At 60.9% G+C, this 26,561-nt stretch carries 26 protein-coding genes and 1 pseudogene; 19 read left to right on the top strand and 8 right to left on the bottom strand.

Annotation, left to right across the window (positions count from 1 at the left end; all coding sequences use genetic code 11):
• Positions 1-13: 13 nt before the first annotated feature.
• Positions 14-1,507, bottom strand: a complete 1,494-nt coding sequence (locus AC07W4_RS03115; protein ID WP_007996504.1) for an aldehyde dehydrogenase — start codon at positions 1,505-1,507, stop codon at positions 14-16.
• Positions 1,508-1,741: 234 nt separating this feature from the next.
• Between AC07W4_RS03115 and AC07W4_RS03120 the strand changes: the two genes are divergently transcribed.
• Entirely contained in the window at positions 1,742-2,104 is a 363-nt protein-coding gene (locus tag AC07W4_RS03120) for a cupin domain-containing protein (protein ID WP_495031456.1), read from the top strand.
• Positions 2,105-2,312: 208 nt separating this feature from the next.
• Here the strand turns inward: AC07W4_RS03120 and rpmG are convergent, their stop codons facing one another.
• Together rpmG and rpmB are read right to left on the bottom strand one after the other, a co-directional pair.
• Entirely contained in the window at positions 2,313-2,468 is a 156-nt protein-coding gene (rpmG, locus tag AC07W4_RS03125) for a 50S ribosomal protein L33 (protein ID WP_003177274.1), read from the bottom strand.
• 11 nt (positions 2,469-2,479) lie between these two features.
• Positions 2,480-2,713, bottom strand: coding sequence for a 50S ribosomal protein L28 (gene rpmB / locus AC07W4_RS03130; RefSeq protein ID WP_007975166.1), 234 nt, complete (start codon positions 2,711-2,713; stop codon positions 2,480-2,482).
• A gap of 445 nt (positions 2,714-3,158) precedes the next feature.
• Here rpmB and AC07W4_RS03135 point away from each other — a divergent pair, with 445 nt between their 5' ends.
• The gene (locus tag AC07W4_RS03135; RefSeq protein ID WP_495031457.1) at positions 3,159-4,745 is read left to right on the top strand and encodes an ABC transporter substrate-binding protein; all 1,587 of its coding nucleotides are present in this window, start codon (positions 3,159-3,161) and stop codon (positions 4,743-4,745) included.
• 131 nt (positions 4,746-4,876) lie between these two features.
• On the opposite strand, the gene radC is transcribed toward AC07W4_RS03135, so the two are convergent.
• On the bottom strand, positions 4,877-5,551 hold the full coding sequence (radC, locus tag AC07W4_RS03140; protein WP_495031458.1) for a RadC family protein: 675 nt from the start codon (positions 5,549-5,551) through the stop codon (positions 4,877-4,879).
• 135 nt (positions 5,552-5,686) lie between these two features.
• On the opposite strand from radC, the gene coaBC reads away from it, so the two are divergent.
• The 4 genes and pseudogenes from coaBC (at position 5,687) to argB (ending at position 9,922) form a co-directional block, all read left to right on the top strand.
• Positions 5,687-6,895, top strand: coding sequence for a bifunctional phosphopantothenoylcysteine decarboxylase/phosphopantothenate--cysteine ligase CoaBC (coaBC, locus tag AC07W4_RS03145; RefSeq protein ID WP_102700099.1), 1,209 nt, complete (start codon positions 5,687-5,689; stop codon positions 6,893-6,895).
• A gap of 5 nt (positions 6,896-6,900) precedes the next feature.
• Entirely contained in the window at positions 6,901-7,356 is a 456-nt protein-coding gene (dut, locus tag AC07W4_RS03150) for a dUTP diphosphatase (protein ID WP_495031459.1), read from the top strand.
• Between the two features lie 266 nt (positions 7,357-7,622).
• Positions 7,623-8,999, top strand: a pseudogene (locus AC07W4_RS03155) (phosphomannomutase/phosphoglucomutase); the annotation flags it as partial.
• 17 nt (positions 9,000-9,016) lie between these two features.
• Positions 9,017-9,922 (top strand): acetylglutamate kinase, encoded by a 906-nt coding sequence (gene argB / locus AC07W4_RS03160; protein ID WP_008047078.1) that lies wholly within the window; start codon positions 9,017-9,019, stop codon positions 9,920-9,922.
• 172 nt (positions 9,923-10,094) lie between these two features.
• On the opposite strand, the gene pyrE is transcribed toward argB, so the two are convergent.
• The gene (gene pyrE / locus AC07W4_RS03165; RefSeq protein WP_008047079.1) at positions 10,095-10,739 is read right to left on the bottom strand and encodes an orotate phosphoribosyltransferase; all 645 of its coding nucleotides are present in this window, start codon (positions 10,737-10,739) and stop codon (positions 10,095-10,097) included.
• Positions 10,740-10,819: 80 nt separating this feature from the next.
• Here pyrE and crc point away from each other — a divergent pair, with 80 nt between their 5' ends.
• Positions 10,820-11,599 (top strand): catabolite repression control protein Crc, encoded by a 780-nt coding sequence (gene crc, locus AC07W4_RS03170; RefSeq protein ID WP_003176915.1) that lies wholly within the window; start codon positions 10,820-10,822, stop codon positions 11,597-11,599.
• A gap of 172 nt (positions 11,600-11,771) precedes the next feature.
• Here crc and AC07W4_RS03175 read toward each other — a convergent pair whose 3' ends face one another.
• Both AC07W4_RS03175 and rph read right to left on the bottom strand, forming a co-directional pair.
• Entirely contained in the window at positions 11,772-12,140 is a 369-nt protein-coding gene (locus AC07W4_RS03175; RefSeq protein ID WP_008047080.1) for a DUF4870 domain-containing protein, read from the bottom strand.
• A 28-nt stretch (positions 12,141-12,168) separates the two neighbouring features.
• Positions 12,169-12,891, bottom strand: a complete 723-nt coding sequence (gene rph / locus AC07W4_RS03180) for a ribonuclease PH (RefSeq protein WP_007989575.1) — start codon at positions 12,889-12,891, stop codon at positions 12,169-12,171.
• Between the two features lie 265 nt (positions 12,892-13,156).
• Between rph and AC07W4_RS03185 the strand changes: the two genes are divergently transcribed.
• From AC07W4_RS03185 to AC07W4_RS03210, 6 genes are all read left to right on the top strand, one after another.
• Entirely contained in the window at positions 13,157-14,020 is an 864-nt protein-coding gene (locus AC07W4_RS03185) for a YicC/YloC family endoribonuclease (RefSeq protein ID WP_150671936.1), read from the top strand.
• A gap of 12 nt (positions 14,021-14,032) precedes the next feature.
• Positions 14,033-14,653 carry a guanylate kinase gene (gene gmk, locus AC07W4_RS03190; protein ID WP_008047082.1) on the top strand — a complete coding sequence of 207 codons (621 nt, stop codon included), beginning with the start codon at positions 14,033-14,035 and terminating at the stop codon, positions 14,651-14,653.
• A gap of 167 nt (positions 14,654-14,820) precedes the next feature.
• Positions 14,821-15,084, top strand: a complete 264-nt coding sequence (gene rpoZ, locus AC07W4_RS03195) for a DNA-directed RNA polymerase subunit omega (RefSeq protein WP_007921129.1) — start codon at positions 14,821-14,823, stop codon at positions 15,082-15,084.
• A gap of 57 nt (positions 15,085-15,141) precedes the next feature.
• The gene (gene spoT / locus AC07W4_RS03200; RefSeq protein WP_008047084.1) at positions 15,142-17,247 is read left to right on the top strand and encodes a bifunctional GTP diphosphokinase/guanosine-3',5'-bis pyrophosphate 3'-pyrophosphohydrolase; all 2,106 of its coding nucleotides are present in this window, start codon (positions 15,142-15,144) and stop codon (positions 17,245-17,247) included.
• Positions 17,248-17,271: 24 nt separating this feature from the next.
• Positions 17,272-17,652: a RidA family protein gene (locus AC07W4_RS03205; RefSeq protein ID WP_003229509.1), complete on the top strand. Its 381-nt coding sequence runs from the start codon at positions 17,272-17,274 to the stop codon at positions 17,650-17,652.
• A 68-nt stretch (positions 17,653-17,720) separates the two neighbouring features.
• Positions 17,721-18,461 carry a hypothetical protein gene (locus tag AC07W4_RS03210; protein ID WP_008047086.1) on the top strand — a complete coding sequence of 247 codons (741 nt, stop codon included), beginning with the start codon at positions 17,721-17,723 and terminating at the stop codon, positions 18,459-18,461.
• 129 nt (positions 18,462-18,590) lie between these two features.
• On the opposite strand, the gene AC07W4_RS03215 is transcribed toward AC07W4_RS03210, so the two are convergent.
• A complete protein-coding gene (locus tag AC07W4_RS03215; protein WP_495031460.1) occupies positions 18,591-19,448 on the bottom strand; it encodes an SDR family oxidoreductase in 858 nt (285 codons plus the stop codon).
• 188 nt (positions 19,449-19,636) lie between these two features.
• Between AC07W4_RS03215 and exbB the strand changes: the two genes are divergently transcribed.
• The 6 genes from exbB (at position 19,637) to AC07W4_RS03245 (ending at position 26,493) form a co-directional block, all read left to right on the top strand.
• A complete protein-coding gene (gene exbB / locus AC07W4_RS03220; protein WP_495031461.1) occupies positions 19,637-20,593 on the top strand; it encodes a tonB-system energizer ExbB in 957 nt (318 codons plus the stop codon).
• A gap of 6 nt (positions 20,594-20,599) precedes the next feature.
• On the top strand, positions 20,600-21,028 hold the full coding sequence (gene exbD / locus AC07W4_RS03225) for a TonB system transport protein ExbD (protein WP_007975187.1): 429 nt from the start codon (positions 20,600-20,602) through the stop codon (positions 21,026-21,028).
• Positions 21,025-21,774, top strand: coding sequence for an energy transducer TonB family protein (locus tag AC07W4_RS03230; RefSeq protein ID WP_015097375.1), 750 nt, complete (start codon positions 21,025-21,027; stop codon positions 21,772-21,774). The genes exbD and AC07W4_RS03230 overlap by 4 nt, the downstream gene beginning before the upstream one ends.
• A 225-nt stretch (positions 21,775-21,999) precedes the next feature.
• Positions 22,000-22,929 carry a hydrogen peroxide-inducible genes activator gene (locus AC07W4_RS03235; protein WP_008047093.1) on the top strand — a complete coding sequence of 310 codons (930 nt, stop codon included), beginning with the start codon at positions 22,000-22,002 and terminating at the stop codon, positions 22,927-22,929.
• 9 nt (positions 22,930-22,938) lie between these two features.
• A complete protein-coding gene (gene recG / locus AC07W4_RS03240) occupies positions 22,939-25,014 on the top strand; it encodes an ATP-dependent DNA helicase RecG (protein ID WP_495031462.1) in 2,076 nt (691 codons plus the stop codon).
• A 78-nt stretch (positions 25,015-25,092) separates the two neighbouring features.
• Positions 25,093-26,493: an aminoacyl-tRNA deacylase and HDOD domain-containing protein gene (locus AC07W4_RS03245; protein WP_495031463.1), complete on the top strand. Its 1,401-nt coding sequence runs from the start codon at positions 25,093-25,095 to the stop codon at positions 26,491-26,493.
• The last annotated feature ends 68 nt before the right edge of the window (positions 26,494-26,561 follow it).

Here is a 26,561-nt window from a genome sequence, read left to right on the forward strand (position 1 = left end):
CTCCCTCACGAGCTTACAACTTGATCCAGGTCGCCTTCAGCTCGGTGTACTTGTCGAACGCGTGCAGCGACTTGTCGCGGCCGTTGCCGGACTGCTTGAAGCCACCGAACGGTGCGGTCATGTCGCCGCCATCGTACTGGTTGACCCACACGCTACCGGCACGCAGTGCGCGGGCGGTGAGGTGAGCCTTGGAGATGTCGGCCGTCCAGACTGCGGCGGCCAGGCCGTACGGCGTGTCGTTGGCGATCGCGATGGCTTCTTCGGCGCTGTCGAATGCGATGACCGACAGTACCGGGCCGAAGATTTCTTCCTGGGCGATTTTCATCGCGTTGCTCACACCGTCGAAAATCGTCGGCTCAACGTAAGTACCGCCAGTTTCCTGGAGCGTACGCTTGCCACCGGCCACCAGCTTGGCGCCGTCGGCATGACCGGACTCGATGTAGGACAGCACGGTATTCATCTGTTGGGTATCGACCAGAGCGCCAACATTGGTCGCCGGGTCCAGCGGGTTGCCCGGTTTCCAGGTTTTCAGCGCCTCGATCACCAGCGGCAGGAATTTGTCCTTGATCGAACGCTCCACCAGCAGGCGCGAGCCAGCAGTGCAGACTTCGCCCTGGTTGAAGGCGATGGCACCCGCAGCCGCTTCGGCAGCGTCTTGCAGGTTCGGCGCATCGGCGAACACGATGTTCGGGCTCTTGCCGCCGGCTTCGAGCCAGACGCGCTTCATGTTCGACTCGCCGGAGTAGATCAACAGCTGCTTGGCGATTTTGGTCGAACCGGTGAACACCAGGGTGTCGACATCGTTGTGCAGGGCCAGGGCCTTGCCGACGGTGTGACCGTAACCCGGCAGCACGTTCAGCACGCCTTTCGGGATGCCAGCTTCGACAGCCAGTTCAGCGATGCGAATGGCGGTCAGCGGGGATTTTTCGGACGGTTTGAGGATCACCGAGTTACCGGTGGACAGCGCAGGACCGAGTTTCCAGCACGCCATCATCAGCGGGAAGTTCCACGGCACGATAGCGCCAACAACACCCACCGGTTCACGAGTCACAAGACCCAACTGGTCATGCGGCGTGGCCGCTACTTCGTCGTAAATCTTGTCGATGGCTTCGCCGCTCCAGCTCAGGGCTTGCGCCGCGCCGGGAACGTCGATGTACAGGGAATCGCTGATCGGCTTGCCCATGTCCAGGGTTTCAAGCAGGGCCAGCTCTTCGGCGTGCTGTTTCAGCAGGCCGGCGAAACGGATCATGGTGGACTTGCGCTTGGTCGGCGCCAGGCGCGACCAAACACCGGAATTGAAGGTGGCGCGGGCGTTCTCCACGGCGCGCTGGGCATCGGCGGCGTCACAGCTGGCAATCTTGCCCAGCAGACGGCCATCGACCGGGCTGATGCACTCGAAAGTCTCGCCGGAAACTGCGTCAGTGTATTCGCCATTGATATAGGCGCGGCCTTCGATTTTCAGGTCGCGGGCACGTTGTTCCCAGTCGGCACGGGTCAGGGTGGTCATGCGAGTGTCCTCCTCTTATTGATACGACACCCGCGGTCTTCGCGGGCGCTGTCAGGAATTCTGCCTGGCCAGCCTGCTTTTTGGCCCAAGGCATCCACCACCCTAAACCAGCCGCACATGAAGTTTCAATATATTTGACATAACGCCGGCAAACGGCCTTGCGATGTTCATTTTAATAAACATAGACTCTTGGCAAATCAACCACTCGCGCCGTAATCACGGGGGATAACAACAATGAACATCCAGAACGTCGTCGACTTCAGCCTGGCCACCACCACCGCCGAACGCTACCGCCCGGATCCGGCCAAAGTGCTCAAGGGCGACCCTGAGCAAGCGGTCTACAACCACTACAATAGCCCTTGCGGCCAGCTGAACGCCGGGGTGTGGGAAGGGGCTGTCGGCCAGTGGACGGTGAACTTCACTGAACACGAATACTGCGAAATCGTGCAGGGTGTTTCCGTGCTGCGTGACCTCGACGGCAATGCCAAGACCCTGCGCGCGGGCGACCGCTTCGTGATTCCGGCAGGCTTTCGTGGCACCTGGGAAGTGCTGGAGGCGTGCCGCAAGATCTACGTGGCGTTTGAACAGAAGGCTTGAAGACTGCGTTGTCAGGGCTGGCCCCTTCGCGAGCAAGCCCGCTCCCACATTCGAGCTTCGGTGAACACCACATTTGTGTCCGGCGCCAACCAAGTGTGGGAGCGGGCTTGCTCGCGAAGGGACCCTGACAGGCACTGCATAACCCACAGACAACAAAAAAGGCCCGTATCTCGCGATACGGGCCTTTTTCGTAAGAGGGAAAAATCAATTACTTGATTTTGCCTTCCTTGTAGATCACGTGCTTGCGAACAACCGGATCATATTTCTTGATCTCGATTTTGTCCGGGGTAGTACGCTTGTTCTTGTCGGTAGTGTAGAAGTGACCAGTACCGGCGCTCGAAATCAAACGAATCAATTCACGCATGATTAGCTCCCTTAAACCTTGCCATCGCGGCGAAGTTCGGCCAGCACGACAGTGATGCCACGCTTGTCGATGATACGCATGCCTTTGGCAGATACGCGCAGACGCACAAAACGTTTCTCTTCTTCAACCCAGAAGCGGTGATGCTGCAGGTTCGGCAGGAAACGACGACGGGTTTTGTTGTTTGCGTGGGAAATGTTATTCCCAGTCACCGGACCCTTACCGGTAACTTGACATACTCTAGACATGCCTCAGCCCTCTAAAACCACATGCCCAACCCGGCATGGGTTGGCCGCTTAATCTCTCAGTCATTTGGCGCCAGGCGCCGCGTTTCTTTAGAGGTCTTACCGGCTACACCTACAGTGAAGGAACCGGGCCCCTAGAAAAGAGCGCTGCTTTATACCAGAAAGACTGAAGAGCAACAACATTCAGTGTGCGTTGAATTCACAAAAACCCCGTTTTCCGGGCTCCGAGCGCCTTGGACAAAGGCTATCGTCGATGGCGACCACTCGTCGCAGAGAATCGGCCAACCGGCCAAATAAGGATTTTGCTCGCCCGCCTCACAGAAAATTGAGGCGCTATAGTCCCCTCAAAATGAAAAAGGGGATAGTCATTTGCAAAAGAGCCCACTAGGGTAAGCCTTTTCCAGACTGCACTTGCAGATGGGCCTTCGATCTGTAAAGGAAGCCGACCATGCGCCTCGCTGCCCTACCGCTGTTGCTCGCCCCGCTTCTGCTGAGCCCACAGGCCTTTGCCGCCGCCCTGAGCGTCTGCACCGAGGCCAGCCCTGAAGGCTTCGACGTGGTGCAGTACAACTCGCTGACCACCACCAACGCCTCGGCCGATGTGTTGATGAATCGCCTGGTGGACTTTGACACGGCCAGTGGCAAAGTGGTCGCCAGCCTCGCCGACAGCTGGGAAGTCAGCCCCGACGGCCTGACGTACGTCTTCAAGTTGCACCCGCAGGTGAAATTCCATCGCACCGAGTATTTCACCCCGACGCGCGACCTGAGCGCCGAAGACGTGATTTTCAGCTTCGACCGCATGCTCGACCCGGCCAATGCGTGGCACAAAGTCGCCCAGAGCGGCTTCCCCCATGCTCAATCGATGCAGTTGCCTGCACTGATCAAGAAGATCGACGCCCTCGATCCGCAGACCGTACGCTTCACCCTCGACCACCCGGATTCGACTTTCCTGGCAACCTTGAGCATGGGCTTCGCCTCGATCTATTCGGCCGAATACGCCGACAAACTGATGAAGGCCGGCACACCCGAGAAGCTCAACAGCCAGCCGATCGGCACAGGGCCGTTCGTTTTCACCCGCTTCCAGAAGGACGCCTCGGTTCGCTACAAAGCCAACCCCGAATACTTCGGTGGCAAACCCTCTGTAGATCCGCTGATCTTCGCCATCACCCCGGACGCCAACGTGCGTTTGCAGAAATTGCGCCGTAACGAATGCCAGATCGCCCTGTCGCCCAAGCCTCTTGACGTACAGGAAGCGCTGAAAGAGCCGACGCTGAAAATCGAAAAGACTGATGCGTTCATGACCGCATTCGTCGGCATCAACAGCCAGCATCCGCCATTGGACAAGCCTGAAGTCCGCCAGGCCATCAACCTTGCCTTCGACAAGGCCAACTATGTCAAAGCCGTGTTCGAAGACACTGCCGAGGCGGCCAACGGTCCGTATCCACCCAACACCTGGAGCTACGCGAAAAGCCTGCCGGGTTACCCTCACGACATCGCGAAGGCCAAAGCCTTGATGGCCAAGGCCGGACTCAAGGACGGCTTCCAGACCACCATCTGGACCCGCCCTTCCGGCAGCCTGCTTAACCCCAACCCAAGCCTTGGCGCTCAACTGCTTCAGTCTGACCTCGCGGAAATCGGCATTCAGGCTGAAATCCGCGTGATCGAATGGGGCGAACTGATCCGCCGCGCCAAGGCCGGTGAACATGACTTGCTGTTCATGGGCTGGGCCGGTGACAACGGTGACCCGGACAACTTCCTCACGCCGCAGTTTTCCTGCGCCGCGGTCAAGTCCGGTACCAACTTCGCCCGCTACTGCAATCAGGACCTGGACAAGCTGATCAGCGCCGGCAAGACCACCGGCGAGCAAGGTGTGCGCAGCAAACTCTACGAACAGGCCCAGGCGCAGATCCAGCAGCAGGCGCTGTGGCTACCACTGGCTCACCCGACGGCCTTCGCGCTGACGCGCAAGGATGTCGAGGGGTACTCGGTCAGCCCGTTCGGCCGGCAGGATTACTCGAAGGTCAACCTCAAATAATCCGCCCCACTACAAAACCCTGTGGGAGCGGGCTTGCTCGCGAAGAGGGAGTGTCAGTCGCCATCATTGCTGACTGATACACCGCTTTCGCGAGCAAGCCCGCTCCCACATGGGTTTCGCTTGCACAGTCCCTACATCCACCCATACTCAGCCATCGACAACGGATCGCCGTCGCCGATGATGAAATGGTCAAGCACCCGCACGTCAATCAACTCCAGCGCCTTTTGCAGGCGCTTGGTCAGCACCCGGTCGGACTGACTGGGGTCGGAGTTGCCCGAAGGATGGTTGTGGCAGAGGATCAATGCCGCTGCATTGTTGGCCAGGGCGCGCTTGACCACCTCTCGCGGATGAACGCTGGTGTTGTCGATGGAGCCGCGGAACAGCGTCTCGAACGCCAGTACCTGATGCCTGGAATCGAGAAACAGACACCCAAACACCTCGTGCGGCTCGTGGCGCAGCATCGATTTCAGGTACTCACGGACCGCGTGCGGATTCTCCAGTGCCGATTTTTGGCGCGCTCGCTCGGCCAGATGGCGCCTGCTCATTTCTTGCGCAGCCTGTAACTGTGCAAATTTCGCCGGCCCAAGCCCCAGCTGCTTGCTGAACGTTTCCTGATCGGCCTCAAGCAGCAAACGCAGGCTGCCAAACTGATTCAACAGGTGTCGCGCCAGATCTACTGCACTTTTACCCACCACGCCCGTACGTAAAAAGATCGCCAGCAGTTCGGCGTCTGAAAGGCTTCCCGCGCCCTGTTCAAGCAACCTCTCCCGCGGCCGTTCCGTCGCCGGCCAATCGCGAATACTCATAGCACCTCCCTGTCTGTGGGCACCGCTGTTCCGTAGCGGTCGCTGTGATATCGTAGCCCATCTTTTTTGCGGGCGAATTCACCCTGGGGAGGGGGTTTCGCCACGTATGTCACCAACGAATTGAAAGGCAGGCCTATGCAGCGGCTGTATCGGAAACGCATTGTTCTGGGCGTCGGCGGCGGTATCGCTGCCTACAAGAGCGCCGACCTGGTTCGCCGCCTGATCGACCAGGGCGCCGAAGTACGCGTGGTCATGACCCGTGGCGGCGCAGAGTTCATCACCCCGCTGACCATGCAGGCCCTGTCCGGGCACCCGGTCCACCTGGACCTGCTGGACCCGGCGGCCGAGGCGGCCATGGGCCACATCGAACTGGCCAAATGGGCCGACCTGGTGCTGATCGCCCCCGCCACGGCGGACCTGATCGCCCGCCTGGCCCAAGGCATTGCCGATGATTTGCTGACCACGCTGGTGCTGGCCACCGACGCAGTGGTCGCCGTTGCACCGGCAATGAACCAGGCGATGTGGCGCGATCCGGCGACCCAGGCCAACCTGCAAACCCTCGAAAGCCGCGACATCAAGGTCTTCGGCCCGGCCTCCGGCAGCCAGGCCTGCGGCGACGTCGGCCTGGGGCGCATGCTCGAAGCCCTTGAACTGGCCCAGTGCGCCGCCGACTGCTTCCAGCGTCAGGCACTGACCGGCAAACACGTGCTGATCACCGCCGGCCCGACCCAGGAAAACATCGACCCGGTGCGCTACATCACCAACCACAGCTCAGGAAAAATGGGCTTCGCCTTGGCCGAAGCCGCTGTGGAGGCCGGTGCCCGTGTGACCCTGATCACCGGCCCCGTGCACCTGCCGACTCCGGATCGAGTCACCCGTATCGACGTGGTCAGCGCCCGCGACATGCTCGCTGCGTGTGAAGCGGCGATCCCTTGCGACCTGTTCATCGCCTCGGCAGCGGTCGCGGATTACCGTCCGGAAGTCGTCGCCCCGCAGAAACTCAAGAAAGATCCTACGAACGGCGACGGCTTGTTGCTACAGATGGTGCGTAACCCGGACATCCTGGCCACCATCGCCACCCGCCCCGACCGCCCGTTCAGTGTCGGTTTCGCCGCCGAGACCGAACACCTGCTCGATTACGCTGCACGCAAGTTGAAAGACAAAAACCTCGATCTGATCGTCGCCAACGACGTCGCCAACCCGAGCATTGGCTTCAACAGCGAAGAAAACGCTTGCAGCGTCATTGATCGCGAGCTTCACGCCACACTCTTCGCCCAGACCAGCAAGAGCAAGATTGCTCGCCAGCTGATCACCTTTATCGCCGAACGTCTGAACCAGGTTTAATTTACATGCACGCTTTGCAAGCCAAGATCCTCGACCCCCGCATCGGTACCCAATTCCCGCTGCCGCAATACGCCACACCGGGCTCCGCCGGCCTCGACCTGCGCGCCATGCTGGAACAGGACACCGTGATCAAGCCGGGTGAAACCGTGCTGATCCCCACCGGTCTGTCGGTCTATATCGGCGACCCGAACCTGGCGGCGCTGATTCTGCCGCGCTCAGGGATGGGCCATAAGCATGGCATCGTGCTGGGCAACCTGGTGGGGCTGATCGACTCCGACTACCAAGGCCCATTGATGGTTTCCTGCTGGAACCGTGGCCAGACCGAATTCACCATGCCGGTTGGCGAGCGCCTGGCGCAACTGGTGCTGGTGCCGGTGGTGCAGGCTCACTTCGAGATGGTTGAAGAGTTTGTTGAAACCGAGCGCGGCACTGGCGGTTTCGGCCATACCGGTACCCGCTGATGCGGTAACGCTGTTCTTGTGGCGGGGGATCTGACTCCCTCGCTACAAAATTCAAATTGTCATCTGCAAGGTTTAGCTCCGAAAATCAAGGCATTGCCCGGCCAAACCCTTGCCGTCACGGGCATCATGGCCCTTTCACAGCACGAACTCTCTGCGGAAAACGCCGTCATACCCTTCAGTTTGAACCTGCTGCCGAAAGAATCGGCGGCCTGTCCAGCCACTTTCGAGATGGAGCATTTCCACAGATGAATACCCCGGCCAAAGTCGCACCCAAGTTCCCTGACAGCATCTTCCGCGCCTACGACATCCGCGGCACAGTCCCGGAATTCCTGAACGCCGAAACCGCTTACTGGATCGGCCGCGCAGTCGGCTCCCAAAGCCTGGCCCAAGGCGAGCCAAACGTGTCCGTCGGTCGCGATGGCCGTCTGTCCGGCCCAGAACTGGTCGCGCAACTGATCAAAGGCATCGCCGACAGCGGCTGCCATGTCAGTGATGTCGGCCTGGTCCCGACTCCGGCGCTCTACTACGCCGCCAACGTACTGGCCGGCAAATCCGGCGTGATGCTCACCGGCAGCCACAACCCGTCGAACTACAACGGCTTCAAGATCGTCATTGCCGGCGACACCCTGGCCAACGAACAGATCCAGGCCCTGCACGACCGCCTCAAAACCAATAACCTTGGCAGCGGCCAGGGCAGCATCACCCAAGTCGAGATCCTCGACCGCTACACCACCGAAATCGTCCAGGACATCAAGTTGGCCCGTCGCCTGAAAGTGGTCGTTGACTGCGGCAACGGTGCGGCCGGCGTGATCGCCCCGCAACTGATCGAAGCGCTGAACTGCGAAGTCATCCCGCTGTTCTGCGAAGTGGACGGCAACTTCCCGAATCACCACCCGGACCCGGGCAAGCCTGAAAACCTCGTGGACCTGATCGCCAAGGTCAAGGAAACCAACGCTGACATCGGCCTGGCTTTCGACGGCGATGGCGACCGCGTCGGCGTGGTGACCAACACCGGCAGCATCGTCTACCCGGACCGTCTGCTGATGCTGTTCGCCCGCGACGTCGTGGCGCGCAACCCGGGCGCCGAAATCATCTTCGACGTCAAATGCACCCGTCGCCTGATTCCGCTGATCAAGGAATACGGTGGCCGGTCGCTAATGTGGAAGACCGGTCACTCGTTGATCAAAAAGAAAATGAAACAATCCGGCGCCCTGTTGGCTGGCGAAATGAGCGGGCACATCTTCTTCAAGGAGCGCTGGTTCGGTTTCGACGACGGCATCTACAGCGCCGCGCGGTTGCTGGAGATCCTCAGCAAGGAAAAATCATCGGCCGAAGAGTTGTTCGCGACCTTCCCGAACGATATTTCTACGCCGGAAATCAATATCCATGTGACCGAAGAGAGCAAATTCAGCATCATTGCTGCATTGCACGATGCGCAGTGGGGCGAAGGCGCCGACCTGACCACCATTGACGGCGTGCGAGTCGACTATGCCAAAGGCTGGGGCCTGGTACGCGCCTCCAACACCACACCGGTGCTGGTGCTGCGTTTCGAGGCCGATGACGAGGCTGAATTGCAGCGCATCAAGGACGTATTCAAAGTCCAGTTGAAGCGTGTTGCACCTGATCTCCAACTACCGTTCTGATTCACCCGGAGCCCTGAATGACCCTCGAACGCGAAGCCGCCGCCAACACCGCCAAGGTCCTGTCCGAAGCGTTGCCTTACATCCGCCGTTATGTCGGCAAGACACTGGTGATCAAATACGGCGGCAACGCGATGGAAAGCGAGGAGCTGAAAACCGGCTTCGCCCGCGACATCGTGCTGATGAAGGCCGTGGGCATCAACCCGGTGGTGGTTCACGGTGGCGGCCCGCAAATCGGTGACCTGCTCAAGCGCCTGTCGATCGAAAGCCATTTCGTCGACGGCATGCGCGTCACCGACGCGGCGACCATGGACGTGGTGGAAATGGTCCTTGGCGGCCAGGTCAACAAGGACATCGTCAACCTGATCAACCGTCACGGCGGCAGCGCTATCGGCCTGACCGGTAAAGATGCCGAGCTGATTCGCGCGAAGAAGCTCACCGTTACCCGCCAGACCCCGGAAATGACCACCCCGGAAATCATCGACATCGGCCACGTTGGCGAAGTGGTCGGCATCAATACCGACCTGCTGAACCTGTTGGTCAAGGGTGATTTCATCCCGGTGATCGCGCCCATCGGCGTCGGTGCCAACGGCGAGTCGTACAACATCAACGCGGACCTGGTGGCCGGTAAAGTCGCCGAAGCACTGAAAGCCGAGAAGCTGATGCTGCTGACCAACATCGCCGGCCTGATGGACAAGTCGGGCACGGTCCTGACCGGCCTGACAACCCAGCAAGTCGACGACCTGATCGCCGACGGCACCATCTACGGCGGCATGCTGCCGAAGATCCGTTGCGCACTGGAAGCGGTCCAGGGCGGTGTGGGCAGCTCGCTGATCATCGACGGTCGCGTGCCGAATGCAATCCTGCTGGAAATCTTCACCGATACCGGCGTGGGCACCCTGATCAGCAATCGCAAACGTCCTTAAGCGATAACGCAAACAAAAAGACCCCGCTCGGCCTGGCTGAGCGGGGTCTTTCTCATTTAGCGACAAACCTGTGGGAGCGGGCTTGCTCGCGAAGGCGTTATGTCAGTCAACATCAATGTTGAATGATCTACCGCCTTCGCGAGCAAGCCCGCTCCCACAAAAGCGGATTACGTCAGACGCCGAACTGCGCGCGGTAGGCTTCCACGGCCGGCAGATGCTGCTTGAGCTGCGGATCGTCCGCCAGGAATTCCAGCACCTGGTTCAGCGAAACGATGCTGATGACCGGGATGCCGAAGTCACGCTCGACTTCCTGGATCGCCGACAACTCACCATTGCCACGCTCCTGACGGTTAAGGGCGATCAGCACGCCGGCAGCCTTGGCGCCGTCCTGGGAGGCGATGATCTGCATCACTTCACGGATCGCGGTGCCAGCGGTGATCACATCGTCGATGATCAGAACGTCGCCGGTCAGGGGTGCGCCAACCAGGCTGCCGCCTTCGCCGTGGGCCTTGGCTTCCTTGCGGTTGAAGCACCATGGCAGGTCACGGTTGTGATGCTCGGCCAGGGCCACGGCGGTGGTCGCCGCCAACGGGATGCCCTTGTAGGCCGGGCCAAACAGCACGTCGAAGGCAATGCCACTCTCGGCAATGGCAGCGGCGTAGAAGCGTCCAAGCTGCGCCAGGGCCGAACCCGAGTTGAACAGGCCTGCATTGAAGAAGTATGGACTGGTGCGCCCGGACTTCAGGGTGAACTCACCGAAGCGCAAAACGCCGCGATCGATGGCAAAACGGATGAAATCGCGCTGATACGCTTGCATGAAAAACCCCAAATACCACGGATTTAGCTAATTAGCTTGACGCCGTGTATCATACACGCACGCGATTTTTGGGGCCATTTATGCGGATCATCAGTGTGAACGTCAATGGTATTCAGGCTGCAGTCGAGCGTGGTTTGCTCAGTTGGCTGCAGGCACAGAATGCCGACGTCATCTGCCTGCAGGACACCCGCGCCTCCGCCTTTGAACTGGACGATCCAGCCTTCCAACTGGATGGATACTTCCTTTATGCCTGCGATGCCGAAGTTCCCGCCCAAGGTGGCGTGGCTTTGTATTCGCGGCTGCAACCGAAGGCTGTCATCAGCGGTCTCGGTTTCGAGACGGCCGACCGCTACGGGCGCTACCTGCAAGCCGATTTCGACAAGGTCAGCATCGCGACCTTGCTGCTCCCTTCAGGGCAGAACGGCGATGAAGACTTGAACCAGAAGTTCAAGCTAATGGACGACTTCGCCCGTTATCTGGATAAACAGCGACGCAAACGCCGCGAGTACATTTATTGTGGCTCGCTGTACGTGGCGCAACAGAAGCTGGATATCAAGAACTGGCGCGACAGCCAGCAATCTCCGGGCTTCCTGGCACCTGAACGTGCCTGGATGGACGAGATTGTCGGCAACATGGGCTATGTCGACGCCCTGCGTGAAGTCAGCCGTGAAGGCGACCAGTACAGCTGGTGGCCGGACAACGAACAGGCGGAGATGCTCAACCTCGGTTGGCGCTTCGACTATCAGTTGCTGACCCCTGGCCTTCGCCGCTTTGTACGCAGCGCACGCCTGCCACGCCAGCCGCGGTTCTCGCAACACGCGCCACTGATCGTGGACTACGACTGGACGCTGACCATTTAAGCGTCGTTTCGCAGACACAAAAAAGCCGACTTCAGGGTCGGCTTTTTTGTGGGCACTCGTTTTTGCTTTTCTGTGGGAGCGAGCTTGCTCGCGATGGTGTGTCAGTGGGCAACAATGCGCCTGATACAACATCGCGAGCAAGCTCGCTCCTACAGGGGGAGCGCATTGATCGTTATTTGATCAACCGCCAGGTGAACGGATACCGATATGGCTGCCCTTCATTGGCCTTCACCCCGGCAATGATCGTCAGCACCAGCGCACCGATCGCGACCAGGCCAAACAGGAAGAACCCGATTATCACCACCATCAGCAGGAAACAGATAGCCGAGGCGATCGCCACGGTTAACTGAAAGTTCAGCGCTTCCTTGCCCTGGGCATCGATGAACGGGTCCATCTCGCGCTTCATCTGCCAGAGAATCAGCGGGCCGATGATCGTGCCGAACGGAATCCAGATCCCCAGCAAGGCGGACAAGTGGCAAAACATGGCCCACTGGCGCACCTCCTGGCTCGGCGTGGGCAGCGGCAGTTGCTCGTCACTCATGGTGTCCTCCTTGTCTGGAGCAGTCCGGTCAGTCAGCCAGTGCGGCCTTTTGCAGTTCGAAGATCTCGTTCATGCCTTTCTTGGCCAGCTCGAGCATCGCGTTCAGCTCTTCAGGCTGGAACGGCGCGCCTTCGGCAGTGCCCTGGACTTCGATGAAGCCGCCAGCGCTGGTCATCACCACGTTCAGGTCAGTCTCGGCGGCCGAGTCTTCCAGGTAGTCGAGGTCGAGCACAGGCTCACCCTTGTACATGCCCACGGAAACAGCAGCGATCATCTGCTTGACCGGGTCACCGCCCTTCAGGCCGCCACGCTTCTTGATGACTTTCAAGGCATCGATCAGTGCAACCATGGAGCCGGTGATCGACGCGGTGCGGGTGCCACCGTCAGCCTGGATCACGTCGCAGTCGACGTACAGGGTGACGTCACCGAGCTTGGACATATCCAGCGCAGCGCGCAGGGAGCGACCGATCAGACGCTGGATTTCCAGGGTGCGGCCGCCTTGTTTGCCACGGCTGGCTTCACGCTGGTTACGCTCGCCGGTAGCGCGCGGCAGCATGCCGTACTCGGCGGTCAGCCAACCCTGACCCTGGCCTTTCAGGAAACGCGGTACGCCCGGTTCAACGCTGACAGTGCAGATGACCTTGGTATCGCCGAACTCGACCAGCACAGAACCCTCGGCGTGTTTGGTGTAGTTGCGGGTGATGCGGATCGAGCGGAGCTGATCGGCAGCGCGACCACTTGGACGTATCATAGGGAGTACCTGTACTGGGGACGGAAAACTGCGGAGCATTATAGAGCCGCCGGCCGCCACTGGGCACTTCTAAAAAATTCCGCCGACGACCGAGGGCTCTGTACCGCGCGTCGATGCAGGCCTGCCGCGTTTTGTCACACCGCATGTTTGGGCGCATCCGCGCCACTGCGCTACAATCCTGCGCCTTTGCTGCCAGTCGGCTTTAATTCATTGATATCGGACTGGAACCTCGGTTCTGTGCCGATCTGCCTTGCGAGGTACCTCCATGGTGCACAGCATGACCGCCTTCGCCCGCGTCGAGAAAGCCGGCGTCCAGGGCACCCTGAGCTGGGAACTGCGCTCGGTCAACAGCCGCTACCTGGAACCCCACCTGCGCCTGCCGGAGTCCTTTCGCGACCTCGAGGGTGCTGTTCGTGAAGCCCTGCGCCAGGGAGTATCGCGGGGCAAGCTTGAATGCACCCTGCGCTTCACCGAAGAAAACACCGGCAAGGCGCTGCAAATCGATCAGGAGCGCGCCGCGCAACTGGTCGCCGCCGCCGAGACCATCGCCAGCCTGATCAAGAGCCCGGCAGCGCTGAACCCGCTGGAAGTCCTGGCCTGGCCCGGCGTACTGGTAGGCGACGCCACCGACCCGCAAGCCTTGAACGCCGAAGCGCTGGCCCTGTTCAACCAAGGGCTCAAAGAACTGAAAGCCGGCCGCGAGCGCGAAGGCGCCGAACTGGCGCGGCTGATCAATGAGCGCCTGAGCTCCATCGAAGAAGACGTGGTGACCTTGCGCGAACTGGTCCCGCAAATGCTCGCCACCCAGCGCCAGAAAGTCCTCGACCGCTTCGCAGACATGAAGGCCGAGATGGACCCGCAGCGCCTGGAGCAGGAAATGGTCATGCTCGCGCAAAAAAGCGACGTCGCCGAAGAACTGGATCGCCTGAGCACTCACATCATCGAAGTTCGCCGGGTGCTCAAATCCGGCGGTGCCGCCGGTCGGCGCCTGGACTTCCTGATGCAGGAACTCAACCGCGAAGCCAATACACTGGGCTCCAAAGCCTTCGACCCGCGCAGCACCCAGGCTGCGGTCAACCTCAAGGTGTTGATCGAGCAGATGCGCGAACAAGTGCAGAATATTGAGTAAGGCTATCCCGACATGACCCACAGCACCGGCACCCTGTACATCATTTCCGCCCCTTCGGGCGCGGGCAAGAGCAGTCTGGTCAAGGCCCTGACCGACGCCAATCCGGAGGTCCGCGTCTCGGTCTCCCACACCACCCGCGCCATGCGCCCGGGCGAAGTGGATGGCGTGAACTACAACTTCGTCGCGCGCGAACAGTTCGTGAAGATGATCGAACACGGGGATTTCCTCGAGCGCGCCGAAGTGTTCGGCAATCTCTACGGCACTTCGCAAAGCCACCTGCAGCAGACCCTGGACGAAGGCCACGACCTGATTCTGGAAATCGACTGGCAAGGTGCCGAGCAAGTGCGCAAGCTGATGCCTCAGGCCCGCTCGATCTTCATTCTGCCGCCGTCATTGCAGGCCCTGCACCAGCGCCTGACCAATCGCGGCCAGGACAGTGACGAAGTCATTGATGGCCGGATGCGCGAAGCCGTCAGCGAAATGAGCCACTACGTCGACTACGACTACCTGATCATCAACGACGATTTCGCCCACGCGCTGCACGATCTGAAGGCGATTTTCCGCGCCAATCAGCTGATCCAGAAGCGCCAGCAGCAGCGCCACGGCAAATTACTGGCTGAATTGCTCGGTTAATCAGCTCTTCCCAAAACCGCTGCAAGGGCTTTACATTGGCACTTGTAGCGCGTTGAAGGGCTTGATCAAAAAATCAGCGCTTCCCTAAACGCTGGTGATTTTTTAAACTGTCGAGTCCGCTCGCCCATCCGGGCAGCGCGCATATTGCATTTGCTACGAGGAAGACCATGGCCCGCGTAACCGTTGAAGACTGCCTAGAACACGTGGATAACCGCTTTGAGCTGGTCATGCTCTCTACCAAGCGTGCCCGTCAACTGGCCACCGGCGGCAAAGAGCCGAAAGTAGCATGGGAAAACGACAAGCCTACCGTCGTCGCCCTGCGTGAAATCGCTGAAGGCCTGATCGACTACGCAGCTATCGCCGAAGCCGAAATCGTTGAAGATGAACCGCTTTTTGCTGCATTCGAGGACGAGTCCAACGAGGCCGTCTAAGCCTATGCCTGGTCGACGTAGCACGGCGCGGGATAAAAGCTTACGGCAGGAGACATCATGCCGAGCATAGACGCCCTCGCCGATCGCTTATCGACCTACCTCGGCAAGGACCAGGTCAATCTGGTCCGCCGAGCGTATTTCTACGCCGAACAAGCCCACGACGGCCAACGCCGCCGTAGCGGCGAGGCGTACGTCACGCACCCACTCGCGGTTGCGAATATTCTTGCCGACATGCACATGGACCATCAGAGCCTGATGGCCGCAATGCTGCATGACGTGATCGAAGACACCGGTATTGCCAAGGAAGCGCTGCAAGCACAGTTCGGCGAAACCGTGGCCGAACTGGTCGACGGGGTCAGCAAACTGACCCAGATGAACTTCGAGACCAAGGCCGAAGCCCAAGCCGAAAACTTCCAGAAAATGGCCATGGCCATGGCTCGCGACATTCGCGTGATCCTGGTCAAGCTTGCCGACCGCCTGCACAACATGCGCACGCTGGAAGTGCTGTCCGGCGAAAAACGCCGACGCATCGCCAAGGAAACCCTGGAAATCTATGCGCCCATCGCCAACCGGCTGGGCATGCACGCCATCCGCATAGAATTCGAAGACCTCGGTTTCAAGGCCATGCACCCGATGCGTTCCGCGCGGATCTACCAGGCCGTCAAGCGCGCCCGTGGCAACCGCAAGGAAATCGTCAACAAGATCGAAGAATCCCTCAGCCACTGCCTGGCCATCGACGGCATCCAGGGCGAGGTCAGCGGTCGCCAGAAACACCTCTACGGCATCTACAAGAAAATGCGCGGCAAGCGTCGGGCCTTCAACGAGATCATGGACGTCTACGCGTTCCGGATCATCGTCGACAAGGTCGATACCTGCTACCGCGTGCTGGGTGCCGTACATAACTTATATAAACCATTGCCGGGGCGCTTCAAGGATTACATTGCGATCCCCAAGGCCAACGGCTATCAGTCGCTGCACACCACGCTGTTCGGCATGCACGGTGTTCCGATCGAGATCCAGATCCGCACCCGTGAAATGGAAGAGATGGCCAACAACGGCATTGCCGCCCATTGGCTGTACAAATCCAGCGGCGACGAGCAACCAAAAGGCACTCACGCCCGCGCCCGTCAGTGGGTCAAGGGCGTGCTCGAAATGCAGCAACGTGCCGGTAACTCGCTGGAATTCATCGAAAGCGTGAAGATCGACCTGTTCCCGGACGAGGTCTACGTGTTCACACCCAAAGGCCGGATCATGGAGCTGCCCAAGGGCTCCACAGCAGTCGACTTCGCTTACGCGGTTCACACCGACGTGGGCAATAGCTGCATTGCCTGCCGGATCAATCGTCGTCTCGCGCCGCTGTCCGAACCGCTGCAAAGCGGCTCCACGGTCGAGATCGTCAGCGCTCCCGGCGCGCGGCCGAACCCGGCCTGGCTCAACTTCGTGGTCACCGGCAAGGCGCGCACGCACATTCGCCACGCCCTGAAGCTGCAACGCCGTTCCGAATCCATCAGCCTCGGCGAACGCCTGCTGAACAAGGTCCTAAACGGTTTCGACAGCTCGCTGGAAAAAATCCCGGCCGAACGCGTCAAAGCGATGCTCGTCGAGTACCGCCTGGAACTGATCGAAGACCTGCTGGAAGATATCGGCCTGGGCAATCGCATGGCCTATGTGGTGGCCCGCCGGCTGCTGGGCGAAGGCGAACAGTTGCCAAGTCCGGAAGGCCCGCTGGCGATTCGCGGCACCGAAGGCCTGGTGCTCAGCTATGCCAAGTGCTGTACGCCAATCCCGGGCGACCCGATTGTCGGCCACTTGTCTGCGGGCAAAGGCATGGTCGTGCACCTGGACAACTGCCGCAACATCAGCGAAATCCGCCACAACCCGGAAAAGTGCATCCAGCTCTCGTGGGCCAAGGATGTCACCGGCGAATTCAACGTCGAGCTGCGCGTCGAGCTGGAACACCAGCGCGGGCTTATCGCCCTGCTGGCCAGCAGTGTCAATGCCGCCGATGGCAACATCGAGAAAATCAGCATGGACGAACGCGATGGTCGCATCAGCGTGGTCCAGTTGGTGGTCAGCGTGCACGACCGCGTGCACCTGGCCCGCGTGATCAAGAAACTGCGCGCCTTGACCGGGGTGATTCGCATCACCCGCATGCGCGCCTAAGTCCCTAATTACAAGGAGTCCTACATGACCAAGACTGTTATCACCAGCGACAAGGCCCCGGCCGCCATCGGCACTTACTCCCAGGCGATCAAGGCTGGCAACACCGTTTACATGTCGGGCCAGATTCCCCTGGACCCAAAAACCATGGAACTGGTTGAAGGCTTCGAAGCCCAGACCGTCCAGGTGTTCGAGAACCTCAAGGCCGTGGCTGAAGCCGCCGGCGGTTCGTTCAAGGACATCGTCAAGCTGAACATCTTCCTCACCGACCTGAGCCACTTCGCCAAGGTCAACGAGATCATGGGCAAGTACTTCGACCAGCCTTACCCTGCCCGCGCCGCCATCGGCGTAGCAGCCCTGCCAAAGGGTTCGCAGGTTGAAATGGATGCCATCCTGGTCATCGAGTAATGCGTGCGGCGCAGCCTCGGGCTGCGCCGACTGCTCTGCTGTAAAGAATGCTTGAAAGGATTCCACCCATGCGCAACGCGCTTGCTCTCTCGCTGCTCGCCCTGTTCCTGGGCGGATGTGCCAGCAACCCTGCCGACCGCGACATCAGCGGCACCTGGATCAATCAGGTGGCGATCGATGCTGCCGCCAAAGGCGTCCCCCTGCGTGAAGCGCTCCAGGCCTATGGCCCGAACCTGGAATGGGACATCAACACCAAGGCCGGTCAGGCCCGCTACACCAACGGTTTTGAAAATGTCGACGGCAAGCTGCTGGGTGAACAATCCGGCGCCTGGAAAGTCGACTTTTATGGCAGCTCGGCCAGTGAGCTCAAGCGTGACGGCAAGCAACTGAGTCAGTCCGCCAGCGACAATGAGCCCGAGCAAGTCTTCGACCGCGTACAGATCCAGGTACCGGATGGCGCACCGATAGGCGCCAGCTTCGAACGTGCGCTGTATTCCGCCTACATGGGCGGCGGCTGGACAATCGTCAATGGCCCTGGCGAAGGCAACACGGTTCAATTCCAGGCCGACGGCCAGGTGACCGGCCTGCCAGGCAGCGATCGCTATGCGTTGTGCCTGGCCGGCGATTGCGCCTCCATGAGCGGCGGCAATGACAACATGTGGCTGCAACTCAATGGCCAGGGCAACGCCTGGATCTTTGCGCGCAAGGGCAAGGAATTGGAGATTTTCCAGACCGTGAACACTGCGCAGGCAGACGAGATGCCCTCGTTCACCCCGGGTGAGCGCAAGTGGTTGCTCGAGAAGCAGTAACCTGCGCATAACCCGTGTGGGAGCGGGCTTGCTCGCGAAAACGGTGTAACAGCCAACAGAGATGTTGAATGTCATACCCCATTCGCGAGCAAGCCCGCTCCCACATTTGGTTTGTGGCAATCGGTAAAGTCAGCAGCGCCCTTCAATGATCGCCGCATACCCCTCTCGAAAACTCGGATACTTCGGCGTCCAGCCCAACGCTTTTGCCCGCGCATTACTGCAGCGCTTGCTGCCCGTGCGGCGCACGCTGTCGTCATCGGCCCATTCGGTCACACCCAGGTACTCACGCAACCAGCCCACCACATCGGCCAGCGCTGCCGGCGCGTCATCGACGCCGATGTAGACATCATCCAGCGCCACGCCACGCCGATCCGCCTCAAGCAGGCACGCCATCAACCCAGCGGCATCGTCGGCATGAATCCGGTTGGCATACAACGGCGGATCGGTTACCACGCGATACCCCCGACGGACCTGAGTCAGTAGCCACTCACGGCCCGGACCATAAATGCCGGTCAGGCGCACGACACTGGCCGCAATGCCGCTTTTAAGGGCAAGTTGCTCGGCTTCGAGCATCACACGTCCGGAATAGCCCGTCGCCACGGCTGGTGAAGACTCGTCGATCCATTCGCCATTTTGCTGACCGTAAACACTGCTGCTGGAAACGAACAACAGGCGATTGGGCACCTGCCCGTAGTCGTCCAGCCACTCCAGCACATGCTCCAGGCCCTGGACATAGGCCGCTCGGTAGCCGGCTTCGTCGTGATCGGTGGCCGCCGCGCAATACACCAGGTAATCCACGGCGCCGATGGGCCAGGTAGCCGGGCAGTCTTTGTTGAACAGGTCACCGGCCACGCCGATGACGCCCTTGGGCAGGCGTGAAACGTCGCGTCGCAGGCCATGGACCTCCCATCCCGCCGCCAGCAGTTGTGTGGCCAGGCGGCTGCCAACATCACCGCAACCGGCGATCAAAACAGTAGGCGCAGACATCAGAAAACTCCCATCGCAAAGCCACAGACTAGCGCCGGCAATAGACAGGCGGCTAGCAATGCAGGAAAAAAAGAGACTCTATTACTTTTGTTAACAAGAATTACTTGCAATAATGCGGACCACTTTTGTTCTCGGCCTTTCGAGGCCTGGAAGAACATCACACGTTTATTCTCTCAGGTCCGGCCAGCATGACACGCAATCAATTCTCCGCTTCGCCAACCAAACGACCTCGCGCCTGGAGCGCGGTGGCCGCCCTGTTCCTCAGCCTGATGCTCACGCCAGTCGCCGCTTTCGCCGATGCCCAGGCGCCCGCTGCTCCGGCCGCTACCGCAGCACCTGCACCGGCCGTTGCTCCGGCCGCGACCGATCCTGCCCAGGCAGCACCGGCAGAAACGCTGGGTGAAGACGTCCCTGAAGTCCTCGAAGCGGACAACACCCTGGGCATGGCCCACGACCTGTCGCCCTGGGGCATGTACCAGAACGCCGACGTCATCGTGAAAATCGTGATGATCGGCCTGGCCATCGCTTCGATCATCACCTGGACCATCTGGATCGCCAAGGGCTTCGAGCTGATGGGCGCCAAGCGTCGTCTGCGCGGTGAAATCGCCCACCTGAAAAAAGCTGCCACCTTGAAAGAAGCCAGCGCTACCGCGGCCAAGGAAGGCACGCTCGCCAACCTGTTGGTCCACGACGCCCTGGAAGAAATGCGCCTCTCGGCCAGCAGCCGCGAGAAAGAAGGCATCAAGGAACGCGTCAGCTTCCGTCTCGAACGCCTGGTCGCCGCCTGCGGTCGCAACATGAGCAGTGGCACCGGCGTACTGGCCACCATTGGTTCCACCGCGCCGTTCGTCGGCCTGTTCGGTACCGTGTGGGGCATCATGAACAGCTTCATCGGCATCGCCAAGACCCAGACCACCAACCTCGCCGTCGTCGCCCCCGGCATCGCCGAAGCCCTGCTGGCTACCGCGCTGGGCCTGGTTGCAGCGATCCCCGCAGTCGTGATCTACAACGTCTTTGCCCGCTCCATCGCCGGTTACAAGGCTCAGGTGTCCGACGCGTCGGCACAGGTCCTGCTGCTGGTCAGCCGCGACCTCGACCACCAGCCTGAGCGCAGCTCGCAACCGCACATGGTGAAAGTGGGGTAATCGGCCATGGGCCTGCATTTGAAAGAAGGGGCAGACGACGATCTGTCCGAAAACCACGAAATCAACGTCACGCCGTTCATCGACGTGATGCTGGTGCTGTTGATCATCTTCATGGTGGCGGCCCCGCTGGCCACCGTGGACATCAAGGTCGACCTGCCCGCTTCCACCGCCAAACCGGCGCCGCGGCCAGAAAAACCGGTGTTCCTCAGCGTCAAGGCTGACCAGCGCCTGTTCCTCGGTGAAGACGAGGTGAAGGCCGAAGCACTCGGCGCTACCCTCGACGCCAGGACCCAGGGCAAGAAAGACACGACAATCTTTTTCCAGGCCGACAAAGGCGTGGATTACGGCGACCTGATGAGCGTGATGGACAACCTGCGTTCCGCCGGTTACCTGAAGGTCGGTCTTGTCGGACTCGAGACGGCAGCCAAGAAATGATCACGACGCGCCATAAGCTGACGCGTTACAGCGGTAGCCTGGCTGTGGTGCTGGGCGTTCACGCGCTGGCCATCGCGCTGGCGCTGAACTGGTCCGCCCGTCCGCCCATCGAATTGCCCCCTCAGGCAATGATGGTCGAACTGGCACCGGTTCCTGCCCCGCCACCGCCTGCTCCGCCGAAGGTCGTCACCCCACCGCAGCCACCGGCTCCGGTCGAAGAACTACCGATCCCCAAGCTCGCCGAAGCCCCGAAAGCTGAAATTGCCGTGCCCAAGCCGGTCAAGCCAAAGCCCAAGCCGCAGCCGCCCAAGCCGGTAGAGAAGAAACCCGAACCGCCGAAGGAAAAACCGGCCGAAGAAAAACCGGCCGAAACCCAGCAGACTCAGGCACCGACGGAGAAATCCGCCCAGCCTGCGCCGGGCCCATCGCCGGCTCAACTGGCGGCCAAGGCCAGCTGGCAAGGCACGCTGCTGGCACACCTGCAGAAGTACAAGAAGTACCCTGCAAGTGCCCAGGCGAGGGGCAAGGAAGGCATGAACCGTCTGCGTTTCGTTGTGGATGCCGAAGGCAATGTGTTGTCGTTTGAGCTGGTAGGCGCCTCGGGCACTGCCGATCTGGACCGGGCCACCCTGGAAATGATCCGCCGCGCTCAACCGCTGCCCAAGCCACCGGCCGACATGCTGACCAACGGCTCCATCGAAATCGTTGCACCCTTTGTTTACTCGCTGGAAAAACGCCGCCGGTAAAAATGTGGGAGCGCCCCCTGTGGGAGCGAGCAAGCTCGCTCCCACAGGGATTTCTGCCAGCAGGAAGGTCGCGTTCCAAGCCAAAAAGGCACCGAAAGGTGCCTTTCTCTTATCTGCCAGCGGCAAACCGGCATTGCCCGGTGTCACTCGACACTCTCAGTCTGATAACGTGCGTCTATCGATTGCAGCCGGTATGCTTGGCCCGCAACTACATGGACGCTTGCTATGACTCTCACAGAATTACGCTACATCGTTACCCTCGCCCAAGAGCAGCACTTCGGCCACGCGGCTGAGCGTTGCCACGTCAGCCAGCCGACCTTGTCGGTGGGCGTGAAAAAGCTTGAAGACGAACTCGGTGTGCTGATTTTCGAGCGCAGCAAAAGCGCCGTGCGCCTGACGCCCGTCGGCGAAGGCATCGTGGCCCAGGCCCAAAAGGTATTGGAACAAGCCCAAGGCATCCGCGAACTGGCCCAGGCCGGCAAGAACCAACTGACCGCCCCACTCAAGGTCGGCGCGATCTACACCGTCGGGCCTTACCTGTTTCCGCACCTGATTCCACAACTGCACCGGGTCGCCCCGCAGATGCCGTTGTACATCGAAGAAAACTTCACCCACGTGCTGCGCGACAAACTGCGCAACGGCGAGCTCGACGCGATCATCATCGCCCTGCCGTTCAATGAAGCCGATGTGCTGACCCTACAACTCTACGACGAGCCGTTCTACGTGCTGATGCCGGCGCAGCACCCGTGGACACAAAAGGAATCCATCGACGCCAGCCTGCTCAACGACAAGAGCCTGCTGCTGCTCGGCGAAGGCCACTGCTTCCGCGATCAAGTACTGGAAGCCTGTCCGACCCTGACCAAAGGCAACGACGGCGCCAAGCACACCACAGTGGAATCCAGCTCCCTGGAAACCATTCGCCACATGGTCGCCTCGGGCCTCGGGATTTCGATCCTGCCGCTATCGGCAGTCGACAGCCATCACTACGCCCCTGGCGTGATCGAGGTGCGTCCGTTGTCGGCACCGGTACCGTTCCGCACCGTGGCCATTGCCTGGCGCGCCAGCTTCCCGCGCCCGAAAGCGATTGAAATCCTCGCTGACTCCATTCGCCTGTGCTCGGTGGCCAAGCCAGCGGCGCAAGTCGCTGCGGGCTAAGCAACGGTCATGAGCGAGTTGTCGCAAGTGTCGGTGACGGCACTCAAGGGTGTCGGTGAAGCCATGGCCGAGAAGCTGGCCAAGGTCGGCCTGGAAAACCTCCAGGACGTATTGTTTCACCTGCCCCTGCGCTATCAGGATCGCACCCGCGTGGTCCCGATTGGCGCGCTACGACCCGGACAGGATGCAGTCATCGAAGGCACCGTCAGCGGCGCCGATGTGGTCATGGGCCGTCGGCGCAGCCTCGTGGTGCGCTTGCAGGACGGTACTGGTGGACTCAGCCTGCGCTTCTACCACTTCAGCAATGCGCAGAAGGAAGGCCTCAAACGCGGCACGCGGATTCGCTGCTACGGCGAGGCGCGGCCCGGCGCTTCGGGGCTGGAGATCTACCACCCGGAATACCGCGCCATCACTGGCGACGAACCGCCGCCAGTGGATGAAACCCTGACCCCTGTCTACCCGCTCACCGAAGGCCTGACCCAACAACGCTTGCGCCAGTTGTGCATGCAGACCCTTACCCTGCTCGGCCCCAGCAGCCTGCCCGACTGGCTGCCGAACGAACTGGCCCGCGACTACCAACTGGCACCGCTGGCCGATGCGATCCGCTACCTGCATAACCCGCCCGCCGATGCCGACGTCGATGAACTGGCCCTCGGTCACCACTGGGCGCAGCACCGTCTGGCTTTCGAAGAACTGCTGACCCATCAACTGTCGCAACAACGCCTGCGCGAAAGCATGCGCGCCCTGCGTGCGCCCGCGATGGCCAAAGCCACCCAACTGCCGGCCAAATACCTGGCCAACCTCGGCTTCAGCCCGACCGGTGCCCAGCAGCGGGTCGGCAATGAAATCGCCTATGACCTCAGCCAACACGAACCGATGCTGCGACTGATCCAGGGTGACGTCGGCGCCGGCAAAACCGTGGTCGCCGCCCTTGCCGCACTGCAAGCGCTGGAGGCTGGTTATCAGGTCGCGCTGATGGCACCCACCGAGATTCTCGCCGAGCAACACTTCATCACCTTCAAGCGCTGGCTCGAGCCGCTGGGTATTGAAGTCGCGTGGCTCGCCGGCAAGCTCAAGGGCAAGAACCGCGTCGCCGCACTGGAGCAAATCGCCAGCGGCACGCCGATGGTGGTCGGCACCCACGCGCTGTTCCAGGACGAAGTGCAATTCAAGAACCTGGCGCTGGTGATCATCGACGAACAGCACCGTTTCGGCGTACAGCAGCGTCTGGCCTTGCGACAGAAAGGAGTCGGCGGGCGCATGTGCCCTCACCAGTTGATCATGACCGCCACGCCGATTCCGCGCACGCTGGCCATGAGCGCCTACGCCGACCTCGACACCTCGATCCTCGACGAACTGCCCCCCGGCCGAACCCCGGTCAACACCGTGCTGATCACCGACACCCGACGGGTCGAAGTCATCGAGCGGGTGCGCAGCGCTTGCGCCGAAGGGCGTCAGGCCTATTGGGTGTGTACGCTGATTGAAGAGTCGGAAGAACTCACCTGTCAGGCCGCGGAAACCACGTACGAAGATCTCACCGCCGCCCTGGGCGAATTGAAGGTGGGACTGATCCACGGTCGCATGAAGCCTGCGGAAAAAGCCGCGGTGATGGCCGAGTTCAAGGCCGGCAACCTGCAACTGCTGGTCGCGACCACGGTGATCGAAGTGGGCGTGGACGTGCCCAACGCCAGCCTGATGATCATCGAGAACCCCGAGCGCCTGGGCCTGGCGCAATTGCACCAGTTGCGCGGCCGCGTCGGCCGGGGCAGCGCCGTCAGCCATTGCGTGCTGCTCTACCATCCGCCGCTGTCGCAGATCGGTCGCCAGCGCCTGGGCATCATGCGTGAAACCAACGATGGTTTCGTCATCGCCGAAAAGGATCTGGAACTGCGCGGCCCCGGCGAAATGCTCGGCACCCGGCAGACTGGCCTGCTGCAATTCAAGGTCGCCGACCTGATGCGCGATGCCGATTTGCTGCCCGCCGTGCGGGATGCCGCCCAGGCATTGCTCGAGCGCTGGCCGACCCACGTCAGCCCGCTGCTCGACCGATGGCTGCGTCATGGCCAACAATACGGCCAAGTGTGACAACCGTCACGGTTTCTGAGGCGTGGTCCCAAGCAAGCTGGTTATACTCCTGCAATTGTTTAAGTACGGATACAAACCATGACCGAAGTTGCCTTCGCACCCGACACCCCGCACGCTCCGTCGGTCATTCGGGTGATGCTGGGCAAGTTGGGCATTGCCTACGAAGAAGTGCTTGACCGTCACGGCCTCAATGCCGCGCGCAAAGTGCAGGCCGTTCTGCTCGATGACAGCGTAGGCGTATTGATGGTGCTGTTCCCGCAGAGCCAATTGCTGGACCTCAATCGCCTCACTGAACTCACTGGTCGCCGCCTCGCCGCCGTACCCATCGAACGCCTGAGAAAAATGCTCGGCAAGCACAACCTCAGCTTGCTGCCAGGTCTGCCGGCGCTGACCAGTTCACCGTGCCTGTACGACGAAAGCCTGCTGCGCGAGCCGAAGTTGCTGATCAACTCCGGTGAGCCGGGCGTGCTGCTGGAAGTCTCCAGCGAAGACTTCAAAACCATGCTGACCAAGGCCAGCGCCGCCAACTTCGGCGAAAACCTGAGCAGCATCCGTCCCAACCTCGACCGCCCCGATGACGACCGCGAGGAAATCACCCAGGCCGTCCAGGCGTTCACCGCGCGGCGCATCCAGCAGCGTCTGGAAGCGACCATCGAGATTCCGCCACTGGCCGAAACCGCGCAAAAAATCATCAAGCTGCGCGTCGACCCCAACGCCACCATCGACGACATCACCGGCGTGGTCGAAACCGACCCGGCGCTGGCCGCACAAGTCGTGAGCTGGGCGGCGTCGCCGTACTACGCCTCGCCGGGCAAGATCCGCTCGGTGGAAGATGCCATCGTCCGAGTGCTGGGCTTCGACCTGGTGATCAACCTGGCACTGGGCCTGGCCCTGGGTAAAACCCTGAGCCTGCCCAAGGATCACCCGCAACAAACTACGCCGTACTGGCAGCAATCGATCTACACCGCCGCCGTGATCGAAGGCCTGACCCGCGCCATGCCGCGCGCCCAGCGTCCGGAAGCCGGCCTGACCTACCTGGCCGGCCTGCTGCACAACTTCGGCTACCTGCTGCTGGCCCATGTGTTCCCGCCACACTTCTCGCTGATCTGCCGCCACCTGGAGGTCAACCCGCACCTGTGCCACAGTTTCGTGGAACAACACCTGCTGGGCATCAGCCGTGAACAGATCGGCTCGTGGCTGATGCGCTACTGGGACATGCCCGAAGAGCTGTCCACCGCCCTGCGCTTCCAGCACGACCCGGCCTACGACGGCACCTACGCCGAATACCCGAACCTGGTCTGCCTGTCGGTGCGCCTGCTGCGCAGCCGAGGCATCGGCTCCGGCCCCGACGAAGGCATCCCGGACGCACTGCTCGAACGCCTCGGCCTGAGCCGCGCCAAAGCCGAAGACGTGGTCAGCAAAGTGCTGGAAGCTGAAGTGCTGCTGCGTGAACTGGCCTCACAATTTACTCAAGGCTGAACAGCATCGCGGGCAAGCCCGCTCCCACAGGGATCGCTTAAATCCTGTGGGAGCGGGCTTGCCCGCGA

This window comes from Pseudomonas sp. GW821-FHT02A08, assembly GCF_059422045.1.

Excerpts from the sequence above, each read along its gene's own strand:
- AC07W4_RS03215 (WP_495031460.1), bottom strand. The coding sequence starts at position 19,448 with ATGTCTGCGCCTACTGTTTTGATCGCCGGTTGCGGTGATGTTGGCAGC.
- gmk (WP_008047082.1), top strand. The coding sequence starts at position 14,033 with ATGACCCACAGCACCGGCACCCTGTACATCATTTCCGCCCCTTCGGGC.
- AC07W4_RS03185 (WP_150671936.1), top strand. The coding sequence starts at position 13,157 with ATGGTGCACAGCATGACCGCCTTCGCCCGCGTCGAGAAAGCCGGCGTC.
- rpmB (WP_007975166.1), bottom strand. The coding sequence starts at position 2,713 with ATGTCTAGAGTATGTCAAGTTACCGGTAAGGGTCCGGTGACTGGGAAT.
- crc (WP_003176915.1), top strand. The coding sequence starts at position 10,820 with ATGCGGATCATCAGTGTGAACGTCAATGGTATTCAGGCTGCAGTCGAG.
- rpmG (WP_003177274.1), bottom strand. The coding sequence starts at position 2,468 with ATGCGTGAATTGATTCGTTTGATTTCGAGCGCCGGTACTGGTCACTTC.
- AC07W4_RS03245 (WP_495031463.1), top strand. The coding sequence starts at position 25,093 with ATGACCGAAGTTGCCTTCGCACCCGACACCCCGCACGCTCCGTCGGTC.
- spoT (WP_008047084.1), top strand. The coding sequence starts at position 15,142 with ATGCCGAGCATAGACGCCCTCGCCGATCGCTTATCGACCTACCTCGGC.
- exbB (WP_495031461.1), top strand. The coding sequence starts at position 19,637 with ATGACACGCAATCAATTCTCCGCTTCGCCAACCAAACGACCTCGCGCC.
- dut (WP_495031459.1), top strand. The coding sequence starts at position 6,901 with ATGCACGCTTTGCAAGCCAAGATCCTCGACCCCCGCATCGGTACCCAA.
- recG (WP_495031462.1), top strand. The coding sequence starts at position 22,939 with ATGAGCGAGTTGTCGCAAGTGTCGGTGACGGCACTCAAGGGTGTCGGT.
- pyrE (WP_008047079.1), bottom strand. The coding sequence starts at position 10,739 with ATGCAAGCGTATCAGCGCGATTTCATCCGTTTTGCCATCGATCGCGGC.
- coaBC (WP_102700099.1), top strand. The coding sequence starts at position 5,687 with ATGCAGCGGCTGTATCGGAAACGCATTGTTCTGGGCGTCGGCGGCGGT.
- radC (WP_495031458.1), bottom strand. The coding sequence starts at position 5,551 with ATGAGTATTCGCGATTGGCCGGCGACGGAACGGCCGCGGGAGAGGTTG.
- AC07W4_RS03120 (WP_495031456.1), top strand. The coding sequence starts at position 1,742 with ATGAACATCCAGAACGTCGTCGACTTCAGCCTGGCCACCACCACCGCC.
- AC07W4_RS03205 (WP_003229509.1), top strand. The coding sequence starts at position 17,272 with ATGACCAAGACTGTTATCACCAGCGACAAGGCCCCGGCCGCCATCGGC.
- rph (WP_007989575.1), bottom strand. The coding sequence starts at position 12,891 with ATGATACGTCCAAGTGGTCGCGCTGCCGATCAGCTCCGCTCGATCCGC.
- AC07W4_RS03235 (WP_008047093.1), top strand. The coding sequence starts at position 22,000 with ATGACTCTCACAGAATTACGCTACATCGTTACCCTCGCCCAAGAGCAG.
- AC07W4_RS03230 (WP_015097375.1), top strand. The coding sequence starts at position 21,025 with ATGATCACGACGCGCCATAAGCTGACGCGTTACAGCGGTAGCCTGGCT.
- argB (WP_008047078.1), top strand. The coding sequence starts at position 9,017 with ATGACCCTCGAACGCGAAGCCGCCGCCAACACCGCCAAGGTCCTGTCC.
- AC07W4_RS03115 (WP_007996504.1), bottom strand. The coding sequence starts at position 1,507 with ATGACCACCCTGACCCGTGCCGACTGGGAACAACGTGCCCGCGACCTG.
- AC07W4_RS03210 (WP_008047086.1), top strand. The coding sequence starts at position 17,721 with ATGCGCAACGCGCTTGCTCTCTCGCTGCTCGCCCTGTTCCTGGGCGGA.
- rpoZ (WP_007921129.1), top strand. The coding sequence starts at position 14,821 with ATGGCCCGCGTAACCGTTGAAGACTGCCTAGAACACGTGGATAACCGC.
- AC07W4_RS03135 (WP_495031457.1), top strand. The coding sequence starts at position 3,159 with ATGCGCCTCGCTGCCCTACCGCTGTTGCTCGCCCCGCTTCTGCTGAGC.
- exbD (WP_007975187.1), top strand. The coding sequence starts at position 20,600 with ATGGGCCTGCATTTGAAAGAAGGGGCAGACGACGATCTGTCCGAAAAC.
- AC07W4_RS03175 (WP_008047080.1), bottom strand. The coding sequence starts at position 12,140 with ATGAGTGACGAGCAACTGCCGCTGCCCACGCCGAGCCAGGAGGTGCGC.